Genomic DNA, 12043 nt, shown 5'->3' with positions numbered 1-12043 from the left:
TGAAAGGTGCTCCCACCTCCATGCTCTTCTTCGCCACCACCCCGGCCGACGCTCCTCCCGCGAACCCGGCGGTGCAGTTCTTCGCCGAGTACGGTCTGCTGATCATCCTCGCGCTGCTCATCGTCTTCATGTTCTGGAGCCAGCGCCGTCGCGCGCAGCGGATGAAGGCGGAGCAGGCTGAGAAGTCGCGTCAGCTGCTGCCCGGCGCGAAGGTCCTCCTGCAGGGCGGTTTCTACGGCACGATCGTCGAGTACGACGGTGACGACCTCTCGAAGTCGGCACGCGTCGAGCTCGCGCCGGGCGTCGAGGTCGAGGTCCACAGCCAGGCGATCCTGCGCGTCGTCGACCCCGCCGAGGGCTCGCTCACCGAAGACGAGTACATCGAGGCCGAGGAGCATCACGACGAGTATGTCGCCGATGTCGAGCAGGGGCTGATCACCTCGGTCAGCGACGACGCCGCGCGCAACCGCGCCGACGCCGCTGCCGAGAGCGCGGCCGACCGCGACGACAAGCCCCGCGCCTGATCCGCCGCTGACCCGGCGCACGCTCGACGAAAGCTGACCTCCCCGTGGCGACTTCCACACCTGTGCGCCGTGCCTGGCGCGCGCTGACCGGACTCGTGGTCCTGACAGCGCTCCTATTCGGTATCAACGCGCTCGGCGTCTACGTGTTCAAGGCGAGCTCGTGGGCTCCCGAGCTCGCGCTCGACCTCCAGGGCGGCACGCAGATCATCCTGGAGGCGCAGTCCGACGGGGCGACGCCCTCGAGCGAGCAGATGCAGCAGGCGGCGTCCATCATCCGACAGCGCGTCGACGCGTCCGGCCTGGTCGAGGCCGACATCGCCACGCAGGCCGGCAACCAGATCGTCGTGCAGCTGCCGGGCGAGGTCGATGACGAGACCCGTGAGCGCATCGACGCCTCGGCCCAGCTCCAGTTGCGCGCGGTGCTCTACACGGGCTCGCCGGCGACCAGCTTCGTCGGCGACGACGGCAACGAGACGCCCTACCCGGCGCCGGATCCCAACCTCCCCGCGACCCCGTCGACGGCGCCGTCCAACGGCAGCGACCCGGCCTGGATCACCGAGGCGCTGCAGGCGCAGTTCCTCGCCTACGACTGCGCGAACCCGGCGAACGACCCCGCCGACGCGCCGGCCGATCAGCCGTTGATCACGTGCGACCGCACCGGGACCGCGAAGTACATCCTCGGTCCGGTCGAGCTCGATGGCTCGTCGATCGACAACGCCACGAACGGTCTCGAGCAGAGCACCGGCCGCTGGGCGGTGAACATCACGTTCGACCAGCAGGGCACCGAGACGTTCGGCAAGATCAGCCAGCGCCTCTACGGACAGCAGTCGCCGCTCAACCAGTTCGCCTTCGTCCTCGACGGTGCCGTCCTCTCGGCCCCCTCGATGGATGCCGTCATCCTCACCGGCAAGCCGTCGATCACGGGCACGTTCGATCAGGACAGCTCGAAGGTGCTCGCCGACCAGCTGAAGTTCGGCGCGCTGCCGCTCAGCTTCGAGGTGCAGAGCACCAACACGATCTCGGCCACGCTCGGATCGCAGCAGCTGCAGATCGGGCTCATCGCAGGTCTGATCGGCCTCGCGCTCGTCGCGGTCTACTCGCTCGTGGTCTATCGTGCGCTCGGAACGGTCATCATCGCGTCGCTGATGGTCATGGGCGTCCTCACCTACGTGGCGCTGACCATCCTCGCCTGGCGCATGGGCTTCCGTCTGTCGCTCGCCGGTGTGGCCGGCCTCATCGTGACGATCGGCTTCACAGCCGATTCGTTCATCGTGTACTTCGAGCGCATCAGAGACGAGCTGCGCGACGGCAAGTCGATCACGAGCGCCGTCGAGGATGGCTGGTCCCGCGCCAAGCGCACGATCTTCATCTCGAAGTCGATCAACATCCTCGCCGCGGTCGTGCTGTACATCCTGGCCGACTCGACGGTGAAGGGTTTCGCGTTCACCCTCGGGCTGACGACCGCCATCGACATCCTGATCTTCATCCTCTTCACCCACCCCGTGCTGCAGCTGCTCGTGCGCACACGGTTCTTCGGATCGGGGCACAAGCTGTCGGGTCTCGACCCCGACGCTCTGGGCGCCGTCTACCGCGGGCGCGCGCAGTTCCGTGCGCCGGTGGCCGCGGGGGCCAAGACCTCCGCGGAGCGCCGTGCGGCGAAGTCGCGGGGTGAGGCCGAACGGCGACAGACGATCGCGGAACGCAAGCGTGCTGAGCAGGCCGCGGGCGAGCAGCGCGACGCGACGGGGGACAAGCACTGATGCGTTTCTTCAACCGGTTCGGCAACGACCTCTACACGGGGAAGATCTCGTTCCCCTTCGTCGCCCGGCGCACACTGTGGTTCATCATCGCGGCGGCGCTCGTGCTCGCCTCGGTGCTGGTGCTCGTGGTGCGGCCCCCGCAGTTCTCGATCGAGTTCACGGGCGGGTCGCAGTTCACGGTGACGAACGTGTCGAACACCGATCAGCTGCTCGCGACCGACGCGGTGCAGGAGGTCGTGCCCGGAGCGACCACCAAGGTCACGACGATCGGCGAGGATGCCGTGCGTGTGCAGACCGATCAGATGTCGGACACCGAGACCCGCGACGTCACGGCGCGACTCGCTCAGGCATACGAAGTTCCCGCCGCCGAGGTGAGCTCGTCGTTCATCGGACCGAGCTGGGGCCAGGACGTCACCCGTCAGTCGCTCTGGGGTCTGGCGATCTTCCTCGCCCTGACATTCCTCATCCTCGCCCTGTACTTCCGCACCTGGAAGATGTCCGTCGCGGCGATCATCGGTCTCGTCGACGTGCTCGTGGTGACCGTGGGCGTGTACTCGCTCTTCGGGTTCGAGATCTCTCCCGCGGCCGTCATCGGATTCCTGACGATCCTGTCGTATTCGCTGTACGACACCACGGTCGTCTTCGACAAGGTCCGCGAGAACACCTTCGAGGACGGTGAGAAGTCGGGCAGGACGTTCGGCGAGTCGGTCAACCTGGCTGCCAACCAGACGCTCGTGCGATCGATCAACACCACGATCGTCGCTGCGCTGCCGACTGGTGCGATCCTCTTCATCGGTGCCCTGTGGCTGGGTGCTCAGACGCTCACCGACATCTCGCTGTCGATCTTCGTGGGCACCCTGGTCGCCGCGTACTCGACGCTGTTCGTCGCCGTGCCCCTGTTCGCGCTCCTGCGCGAGAACGAGCCCGGCATCAAGGCGAACGACACCCGGGTGCTCGAGTCTCGTGAACGCGCATCGGTCGAGGCCTGAGCGCCGCCAGGGCGCGTAGAATCGATGTCTGCATGGCGGAGGTGAGGGTATGACCGAGATCACCCCGCCGCCTGCCCACAGTTCGCTGCGACGACTCGTTCCCCGGATCTTCTCTCGGGCTGCGCCGCGCGAAGGGCTCGAGCAGCTCGTCCGGACGGTTCGCGCGCACCATCCGAAGGGCGACATCGCGATCATCGATCGCGCGTATCAGACCGCGTCGCGCGCACACGCGCAGCAGAAGCGTCAGAGCGGCGAGCCGTACATCACGCATCCGCTCGCGGTGGCGCAGATTCTGGCGGAGCTGGGTCTCGGTCCGCGCGCCATCGCGGCCGCGCTGCTCCACGACACCGTTGAAGACACCTCGTACGGTCTCGATCAGCTGACGGCCGAGTTCGGCGACGAGGTCGCGATGCTCGTCGACGGCGTCACCAAACTCGACAAGGTCAAGTACGGCGACGCCGCGCAGGCGGAGACCGTGCGCAAGATGATCGTCGCGATGTCGCGCGACATCCGGGTGCTCCTCATTAAGCTGGCCGACCGGCTGCACAACGCCCGGACCTGGGGATTCGTCCCGCCCGAGAAGGCCGCCAAGAAGGCGACCGAGACCCTGGAGATCTACGCGCCGCTCGCACACCGGCTCGGCATCCAGGCGATCAAGAGCGAGCTCGAAGACCTGTCGTTCGCGGTGCTGCATCCCAAGCTCTACGCCGAGATCGACAGCCTCGTCACGCAGCGCACCCCGCAGCGCGAGCAGTATCTGCAGACGGTCATCGACGCGGTCGAGAGCGACCTGCGAGAACTCCGCATCCGTGGGCGCGTCATGGGTCGTCCGAAGCAGCTCTACTCGGTCTACCAGAAGATGGTCGTGCGGGGACGCGAGTTCGACGACATCTACGACCTCATCGGCATCCGCGTGCTGGTGACGACCGTCCGTGACTGCTACGCCGTGCTCGGTTCCATCCACGCGCGGTGGACGCCCTTGCCCGGACGCTTCAAGGACTACATCGCGACGCCGAAGTTCAACCTGTACCAGTCGCTGCACACGACGGTCATCGGCCCGGGCGGACGCACGGTCGAGATCCAGATCCGCACGCACGAGATGCATCAGCAGGCCGAGTTCGGTGTCGCGGCGCACTGGAAGTACAAGGAGCGGATGGCGGGCGGCAAGGCCGACGCCAAGGCGCTCGACAACGACATGGCGTGGCTGGCCCACATCTCCGACTGGCAGGCCGAGACGGCCGACCCGGGGGAGTTCCTCGACTCGCTGCGGTTCGAGATCGGTGCGAAGGAGGTCTACGTCTTCACCCCGAAGGGGCGCGTCATCGGCCTGCCCGCAGGAGCCACCCCGGTGGACTTCGCCTACGCCGTGCACACCGAGATCGGGCACCGCACGATGGGCGCCAAGGTCAACGGCCGCCTCGTGCCGCTCGAGTCGACCCTGTCGAGCGGCGATGTCGTCGAGGTCTTCACCTCCAAGAACCCCGACGCAGGTCCGAGCCAGGACTGGCTGACCTTCGTCAAGAGCACGCGGGCGCGCAACAAGATCCGCGGCTGGTTCACGAAGGAGCGGCGCGAGGAGGCGGTCGAGCAGGGCAAGGATGCGATCGCACGCGCCATGCGCCGTCAGAACCTGCCGCTGCAGCGTCTCATGGGTCAGGACGCGTTCACCGAGGTGGCGCACCAACTCCGCTACGAGGACGTCACAGCGCTGTATGCCGCAGTCGGCGAGGGGCACGTCTCGACGCAGTCGGTGATCGAGAAGGTCACGGCGCTCGTGCGAGCGGAGGAAGACACCTCCACCGGCCCGATCCAGCTGCCGGCCGTCGGGCGCTCGCGCCAGAAGCGCGACAGCGACTCGGGGGTCCTGGTGCGCGGCGCGCCCGACATCCTCGTCAAGCTCGCGAAGTGCTGCACGCCGGTTCCCGGTGACGAGATCGTCGGCTTCGTCACCCGGGGCAGCGGCGTGTCCGTGCACCGGTCCGACTGCACCAACGTCGAGTCCCTGATGCGCGATCCCGAGCGTCTCATCGAGGTGTCGTGGGCGCCGACGACCAAGAGCCTCTTCCTCGTTCAGATCCAGGTCGAGGCACTCGATCGCGCCGGGCTTCTCAGCGACGTGACCCGCGTGCTGAGCGAGCATCACGTCAACATCCTCTCGGCCTCGGTGCAGACCAACAATGATCGGCTCGCGCTCAGCAGGTTCGTCTTCGAGATGGGCGATACAGTGCACCTCGATCGCGTGCTCAACGCGGTACGGCGCATCGACGCCGTGTACGACGTGTACCGCGTCACATCGTCCTGACCCGCAGCGTCTCGAGCCACACGAGGGCCTGCCGCTTGAACGGCAGCGGGCCGCTCGCCGCCAGCGAGTCGTACGCCTCGGTGAGGACGTCGGGGAACGTCGCGAGCATCGCGACGGCGGCCCGCCGCGGCGCCTCGCCGGCCGCGGCGTCGGCGCGGAGCAGGTCGCACAGGGTACGCACGCGGCTCGAGACCGGCATCCCGCCCAGGTGCACGGTCTCGTGAGGGGGCAGCCGGAGGTCGCGGTAGTGCAGGCGGTGATCGAGCACGTGGTTGCGGCGGCGCTCCGTGCACCGTTGAACACTGTGCCGCGTGGGCGGTTCGGGCAGCGCGCCGTGCACCCAGGCGGCGGATTCGTGGGTCAGCGCCAGCCCGTGCGCGACGAGCGGGCGGAGCGAGGCTGCCCGGATCTCCGGGCTTTCGACGACGTCCGCGGGCATGAACGACTCACCGACTTCGACGACATCGCCGTCGAGGCGGGCGGCGGTGAGCTCAGCTGCGGAGAGACGCTCACCCGGGGCGTAGACGAACGGCCAGACCATGACCTCAGTCTGGTGTGCACCCCAGCAAGCCCGTGGTCCGGCCGTCGATCTGTGGAGAGCCGCGCCCTCCACAGACAGCGCCGTGGGTGAGCGCGATCAGCCGCCGAGTGCGCTGAGCCAGGCCTTGCGAGCGCTCAGCGCCTCCTTGGCCTGCGCGATGGCGCGCTCGTCGCCCGAGGCTTCAGCCTCAGCCACCTCGGACTCGAGCTTCGCGATCGCGTCGTGCAGCTGCGACAGCATGTCGCCCTGGCGCGCCTTCGTCTCGGGGTTGTTGTTCTTCCAGTCGGCGTCTTCACGCGAACGCACGGACTGCTCGATCTTGCGGAGCTCGTCGTCGAGGGCGCGCTCCTTGTCTCGGGGGAAGATGCGGCCGATTTCGTCCCACCGGCGCTGGATGCCGGTGAGCAGCGCGCGCGCGGCAGCCGTGTCCTTCTCGGAGGTCACCGCCGCCGCCTCTTCGAGGAGGGCGCGCTTGGCGACGATCTTCTCCTGCGAGGCCTCGGCGTCGGCGTGCTCGCGCTCGGCGCGTGCGCCGTAGAGGGCGTCGCCGGCGGCCTTGAATCGCGCCCAGAGCGCGTCGTCGGCCTTCTTGCCCGCACGGCCGGACTGCTTCCACTGCTCGAGCAAGTCGCGGTAGGCGCCGATGCCGTCCTCGCCGCGGGGTGCCAGCGCCTCGGCGCGTTCGATGAGTCGCTGCTTCGCGTCGCGTGCGCTCTTGTGCGTCTCGTCGAGGCTGGAGTAGAACTCGCGACGGTGCTTGTCGATGATCGAGCGGGCGTCGCGGAACCGCTTCCACAGCTGCTGGCCGGTGCTGCGGGGCAGGCGCGGGCCGTCGGCCTGATGGCGCTGCCACCGTTCGAAGAGGTCGTTCACCTCTGCGGAGGTCTGCTTCCACTGGATCGACTTGGGGTCGCGCGCGGCGATCGACTCGATCGCCTCGACCAGCGCGGCGCGCTCGGCGATCGCGGCGTCGAGCGCCTGCTTGGCCTCAGCAGCCTCCGTCGCGGAAGCTGCGTCGAGCTCGCTCTCCAGCGCGATCAGGCGCGCCTCGAGGGCGGCGAGGTTGCCGACCGCGGCGGCACCGGTGATGCGCGAGCGGAGCGTGCCGACCGTCGACCGGAGGTCGGACGCCGATGCGCCGCCCCGACGATGCCGGACCTCGACGAGAGTCACCTCGCTCGCGAGGTCGGAGAACTTGCGCTGGAAGTACGCCAGCGCCTCTTCCGGCGTGCCGTCGGGGTACTGGCCGACGACGCGCCACTGGTCCCCCTCGCGCACCGAGACGGTGCCGTCGTCATCGACGCGACCCCACGGGGCGTCGTCGGCGGGGGTGATCGTGGAGTCAGGGGTGGAAGTCACGGAAGGCACCTCGTCGCGGCTCGCGCCGCATGGGGGTCAGGTCGGGGGACAGCCTAGTACGGCGGCGGTCAGGGAGTCGGGATCGTTGTCGGAGTGGGATCCGTCGGCGCCGGTGACGGCGACGACGGCACGGTCTGCGTGGGAGAGGGGGCCGGGGTCTCGTCGGGTGCCGGTGCCCCGGGACCGGCGGTGAAGTAGACGATCTGAGCGCCGATCGCGCCCATGATCAGAATGCCTCCCGCGACGGCCGCCACGAGGTTGTCGCGCGAGCGGCGCCGCTTCTGCCCATCGTGGTACTCGCGCCGTGCAGCATAGAGACGGGCGCGTTCCTGCGCCGCGCGATCGTCCCGGTTCTTGCCGCGACCTGCCACGTTGCCTCCTCCGTGCCCCGTTCCGGGTCGCTCAAGCCTACGGCGCGGGTCGGCGAGCCGACAAAATCCCGGTGTCGGCGTGCGCGACTAGCCTGAGAAGATGACCGATTCGAGCGCGCTCTTCTCCGGGCAGACGCCGCTCGCCGTCCGGATGCGTCCCACCTCGCTCGACGAGGTCGCCGGACAGGGCCACCTGCTGCGACCCGGCTCGCCCCTCGTGGCACTCGCCTCACCTGACGGCAACAAGGCGGGAGCAGTGTCGGTGATCCTGTGGGGCCCGCCCGGAACCGGCAAGACGACGCTGGCTCAGGCGATCGCCCGTTCGTCCGGACGTCGTTTCGTCGAGCTCTCGGCGGTCACCGCCGGGGTGAAAGACGTGCGCGAGGTCATGCAGGAGGCGATGACGCAGCGCGACCTCTACGGCATCTCGACCATCCTCTTCCTCGACGAGATCCACCGCTTCACCAAGGCCCAGCAGGACGCCCTCCTGCCGGGCGTCGAGAACGGCTGGGTCCTGCTCATCGCCGCCACGACAGAGAATCCGTCGTTCTCCGTCGTCGCGCCGCTCCTCTCGCGGTCGCTGCTGCTCACCCTTCAGCCGCTCAGCGACGACGACCTGGCAGGGCTCATCGATCGGGCGGTCACCGACGCCCGCGGGCTCGCCGGCTCGATCGTCCTCGCCGACGACGCGCGGACCGCCCTCGTCCGGCTGGCGTCCGGCGATGCTCGACGGGCGCTGACATCGCTCGAGGCCGCGGCGACGATGGCCGAGCCCGGCGGTGGCGACGAACCGCCCGTCATCACCGCGGACCACGTCGCCCAAGCCGTCGACCGCGCTCTGCTCCGTTACGACCGACAGGGCGACGAGCATTACGACGTGATCAGCGCGTTCATCAAGTCGATCCGCGGGTCCGACGTCGATGCCGCCATGCACTATCTCGCCCGCATGATCGAGGCGGGCGAAGACCCTCGCTTCATCGCGCGACGTCTGGTCATCTCGGCGTCCGAAGACATCGGGTTGGCAGATCCCCAGGCGCTGACGATCGCCGTCGCCGCCGCAGACGCGGTCGCCTTCATCGGGATGCCGGAGGGTCGCATCCCGCTCGCCGAAGCGACGGCCTATCTCGCGACCACCGCCAAATCGAACGCGGCCTACAACGCCATCAACGCCGCGATCTCCGACGTCCGCGCCGGCGGATTCGGCCGCGTTCCCAAGCATCTGCGCGACGCCCACTACGCCGGTGCGAAGCGGCTCGGGCACGGCAAGGGCTACGTCTATCCGCACGACCTCGAGGTCGGGGTCGCCACGCAGCAGTACCTTCCCGACGAGCTGCGCGGGCGCCGCTACTACGAGCCGACCAACCGCGGTGTCGAACGCGAGATCGGCGCTCGCGTCGACAAGCTGCGAAAGATCCTGGGGGACTGACTCGTGACCGATCCCGTGCCCGACTGGACGCTGCTGGGCTCGTCGCCCGCGTACGACGGCTACGTCCGCGTGCGTCGTGACCGGTACCGGCTTCCCGACGGAAGCGAGAGCGATTGGGATGTCGTCGAGGTCGGCGACACCGTCACCGTGATCGCGATCACGACGGACGACAGCGTCGTGCTGTTCGATCAGTATCGGGTCGGCCCCCAGCGGGTGCTGGGCGAGCTCCCGGGCGGCCTCATCGATCCGGGCGAAGACGCCGTCGTGGCGGGCGTGCGGGAGCTGCGGGAAGAGACGGGCTATCGTGCCGGTGCCGTGTACGACGCCGGCACGGAATGGGCGGCGGCGAACGCACGTCGGCGCCGGCATGTGATCATCGCCGCGGACTGCGTTCGCGTCGCCGACCCGGGGTGGGGCGAGCACGAGACGGGACGGGTCCGGACGATCCCCGCCACCGACCTGCTCGAGCATCTGACGGCGGGGGAGACCAGCGACGCCGGTCCCGCCGTGCGCGCACTGGTCCGGTTCGCGGGCGATCACGGCGTCGACCCCGCTCTGCTCGGGCTCCGATCGCGAGCGCGGGAGCTCCTCACCGAGTATCCGGCCGGTGACGGCGCCGGCGACTCCGCTGGCGCGTCGGATCCGTTCGACGCGTTCTGGATCGCTGCCGAGGGGAAGCCTGCCGACCGCCTGTGGGCTGAGCTCGACGAGCTCGCCGCAGATGCCGGCGAGGCGGTGCGCCGGTACGAGCGGGCGTCGCTGCACGACTTCCTCGGCGAGGAGGTCGAGGCGATCCCGCTGTACCGCGGGGCGCTCGATGCCGGTCTGACCGGAGAGCGGCGTTCCGCGTGCATCATCCAGTTGGCGAGCTCGCTGCGCAACGTCGGTGACGCCTCGGGTGCTCTGGCGCTGCTGCACCGGTTCCCCGACACCGACCCGCTCGCCGACGCAGCCCGGGCTTTCGAGGCGCTCGCGCTGTTCAGCGATCAGAAGCCCGCACCCGCACTCCGGACGGCGCTGCGGGCACTGGCGCCGCACCTGCCCGCCTACCGAGGTTCGGTGACGGCGTACGCAGCCGAGCTCTCCGCGCCGCACCGCATCCGCGTCATCTCGGTCGCCGTCATCGTCGCCGACGGCTTCGTCCTGGCTGAGGAATACCCCGGCGGTCCGGGTTCGGGGCCGTTCCTCCGCGCCCCCGGCGGAGGCGTCGAGTACGGCGAGACCGCAGCGGCCGCCATGCGTCGCGAGCTGCGCGAGGAGCTCGCCGCCGAGGTCGACGATCTGAGACTGCTCACCGTGAGCGAGAACATCTTCGACGACGGCCGCAAGAGCGGTCACGAGATCGCTCACGTCTTCGCGGTCCGCAGCGCCGCGCTCGAGGCCCTGCCACGGGGGCAACGGCTGCCCGTGCTCGACGGCGACACCTCCGTCGGCTGGCATCGCATCGACGATCTCCGTCGCGGCGCCACGCCGTTCTACCCCGCCGGCATCCTCGACCTCGTCGCCGCCGTCGACGCGGGCGCCGTCTGATAGACTCGACCGGCTCGAAGCCCAGTTTTCGGGCATCCCTCTCCTCTGATCAAGACCTCTCGGCGTGCCCCGGCGTGCAGTCCGAGACGGGCGAGGAGGCGGAGATACGTCCGTGAGTCGTGAACGTCGCGACCACGTCATCGGAAGGAGAGCTTCGTGACCACGAAGTCTCAGGACCGCCGCAAGGTCCGCCTGTCTCGCGCCCTCGGCGTCGCGCTGACCCCGAAGGCCGCCCGCTACCTCGAGAAGCGTCCCTACGCTCCGGGTGAGCACGGCCGCACCAAGCGCAAGGCTGACAGCGACTACGCCGTGCGTCTGCGTGAGAAGCAGCGTCTGCGCGAGCAGTACGGCATCCGCGAGAAGCAGATGCGCAACACCTTCAACGAGGCCCGTCGCAAGGATGGCCTGACCGGTGAGAACCTGGTCGAGCTGCTCGAGATGCGTCTGGACGCGCTCGTCGTCCGCGCCGGCTTCGCCCGCACGACCGCCCAGGCCCGCCAGCTGGTCGTGCACCGCCACATCCTCGTCGACGGCCAGCTCGTCGACCGCCCGTCGTTCCGCGTCAAGCCGGGCCAGCTCATCCACGTCAAGGAGAAGAGCGAGTCGCTCGAGCCGTTCCAGGTCGCAGCCGCCGGCGGTCACGCCGACGTCCTGCCCCCGGTCCCGGGCTACCTCGAGGTCGAGCTCGACAAGCTGCAGGCGCGCCTCGTGCGTCGCCCCAAGCGCGCCGAGGTGCCCGTCACCTGTGACGTGCAGCTCGTCGTCGAGTACTACGCCGCGCGCTGAGTCGCACGGCTCGCTGACTTCCAGCATCGCCATGAAGGGCGTCGGGTTCTCCCGGCGCCCTTCATGCTTTGCACCTAACATGGTTCCCATGAAGAACGCGCTGTGGTTCGTTTTGGGCGTCGCCGGCGGTTTCGTCGCTGCGCACGTGGTCAACAAGGATCCGCGCGGTCACGAGATGCTCGCCGAGGTCGATGCGCGGATCTCCGAGTTCGCCGATCGCATCGGCGACGCTTACCGCGAGCAGGAGGCCCGCATCGAGGGCCTCGCGGCGGACGTCAAGGGCGCAGCCTCCGACGCTCTCGACTCGGCTGCCGACGCCGCCTCCGACGTCGCGGACGCGGCCCGTGACGCCGTCGCGAAGGCCAAGAACGCCGCCGACTCCTCACACTGACACCCGACCCGATCGCGGCGTCGCGCCCTGGGCGCGACGCCGATGCCTGCCTGCCGAAGGAACC

General features: G+C 69.1%; 11 protein-coding genes. 8 read left to right on the top strand and 3 right to left on the bottom strand.

The window, feature by feature from the left end:
* Positions 1-20 precede the first annotated feature (20 nt).
* Genes yajC through DEU36_RS02810 form a run of 4 tightly spaced genes read left to right on the top strand, consistent with a single transcriptional unit; the run spans position 21 to position 5575 of the window.
* Positions 21-524: a preprotein translocase subunit YajC gene (gene yajC / locus DEU36_RS02825; RefSeq protein ID WP_120262832.1), complete on the top strand. Its 504-nt coding sequence runs from the start codon at positions 21-23 to the stop codon at positions 522-524.
* A gap of 44 nt (positions 525-568) precedes the next feature.
* Entirely contained in the window at positions 569-2284 is a 1716-nt protein-coding gene (secD, locus tag DEU36_RS02820; RefSeq protein ID WP_120262831.1) for a protein translocase subunit SecD, read from the top strand.
* Positions 2284-3273, top strand: coding sequence for a protein translocase subunit SecF (secF, locus tag DEU36_RS02815; RefSeq protein WP_120262830.1), 990 nt, complete (start codon positions 2284-2286; stop codon positions 3271-3273). Before secD ends, secF begins: the two co-directional genes overlap by 1 nt.
* 49 nt (positions 3274-3322) lie before the next feature.
* On the top strand, positions 3323-5575 hold the full coding sequence (locus tag DEU36_RS02810) for a bifunctional (p)ppGpp synthetase/guanosine-3',5'-bis(diphosphate) 3'-pyrophosphohydrolase (protein WP_120262829.1): 2253 nt from the start codon (positions 3323-3325) through the stop codon (positions 5573-5575).
* Here the strand turns inward: DEU36_RS02810 and DEU36_RS02805 are convergent.
* The 3 genes from DEU36_RS02805 to DEU36_RS02795 all read right to left on the bottom strand — a co-directional run bounded on the left by DEU36_RS02805 (position 5562) and on the right by DEU36_RS02795 (position 7846).
* Positions 5562-6116 (bottom strand): SAM-dependent methyltransferase, encoded by a 555-nt coding sequence (locus DEU36_RS02805; RefSeq protein WP_120262828.1) that lies wholly within the window; start codon positions 6114-6116, stop codon positions 5562-5564. The genes DEU36_RS02810 and DEU36_RS02805 overlap by 14 nt on opposite strands.
* Positions 6117-6212: 96 nt before the next feature.
* Complete coding sequence (locus DEU36_RS02800; RefSeq protein ID WP_120262827.1) at positions 6213-7475, bottom strand: DUF349 domain-containing protein; 1263 nt, start codon at positions 7473-7475, stop codon at positions 6213-6215.
* A gap of 68 nt (positions 7476-7543) precedes the next feature.
* Positions 7544-7846 (bottom strand): dioxygenase, encoded by a 303-nt coding sequence (locus tag DEU36_RS02795; protein ID WP_120262826.1) that lies wholly within the window; start codon positions 7844-7846, stop codon positions 7544-7546.
* Between the two features lie 100 nt (positions 7847-7946).
* On the opposite strand from DEU36_RS02795, the gene DEU36_RS02790 reads away from it, so the two are divergent.
* The 4 genes from DEU36_RS02790 to DEU36_RS02775 all read left to right on the top strand — a co-directional run bounded on the left by DEU36_RS02790 (position 7947) and on the right by DEU36_RS02775 (position 11979).
* Complete coding sequence (locus DEU36_RS02790; protein ID WP_120262825.1) at positions 7947-9272, top strand: replication-associated recombination protein A; 1326 nt, start codon at positions 7947-7949, stop codon at positions 9270-9272.
* A 3-nt stretch (positions 9273-9275) separates the two neighbouring features.
* Complete coding sequence (locus DEU36_RS16390) at positions 9276-10802, top strand: tetratricopeptide repeat protein (RefSeq protein WP_120262824.1); 1527 nt, start codon at positions 9276-9278, stop codon at positions 10800-10802.
* 156 nt (positions 10803-10958) lie between these two features.
* The gene (rpsD, locus tag DEU36_RS02780) at positions 10959-11588 is read left to right on the top strand and encodes a 30S ribosomal protein S4 (RefSeq protein WP_120262823.1); all 630 of its coding nucleotides are present in this window, start codon (positions 10959-10961) and stop codon (positions 11586-11588) included.
* A gap of 88 nt (positions 11589-11676) precedes the next feature.
* Positions 11677-11979: an ATPase gene (locus DEU36_RS02775; RefSeq protein WP_120262822.1), complete on the top strand. Its 303-nt coding sequence runs from the start codon at positions 11677-11679 to the stop codon at positions 11977-11979.
* The last annotated feature ends 64 nt before the right edge of the window (positions 11980-12043 follow it).

Source organism: Microbacterium sp. AG238, from assembly GCF_003610405.1.
GTDB lineage: Bacteria > Actinomycetota > Actinomycetes > Actinomycetales > Microbacteriaceae > Microbacterium.
The sequence above is the reverse complement of the archived record's forward strand: the minus strand, read 5'-3'. Positions and strand labels throughout refer to the sequence as shown.

Bases quoted from the DNA above. Each gene is read 5' to 3' on its own strand.
- secF (WP_120262830.1), top strand. From the start codon at position 2,284: ATGCGTTTCTTCAACCGGTTCGGCAACGACCTCTACACGGGGAAGATC.
- DEU36_RS02810 (WP_120262829.1), top strand. From the start codon at position 3,323: ATGACCGAGATCACCCCGCCGCCTGCCCACAGTTCGCTGCGACGACTC.
- DEU36_RS02790 (WP_120262825.1), top strand. From the start codon at position 7,947: ATGACCGATTCGAGCGCGCTCTTCTCCGGGCAGACGCCGCTCGCCGTC.
- DEU36_RS02805 (WP_120262828.1), bottom strand. From the start codon at position 6,116: ATGGTCTGGCCGTTCGTCTACGCCCCGGGTGAGCGTCTCTCCGCAGCT.
- yajC (WP_120262832.1), top strand. From the start codon at position 21: ATGCTCTTCTTCGCCACCACCCCGGCCGACGCTCCTCCCGCGAACCCG.
- DEU36_RS02775 (WP_120262822.1), top strand. From the start codon at position 11,677: ATGAAGAACGCGCTGTGGTTCGTTTTGGGCGTCGCCGGCGGTTTCGTC.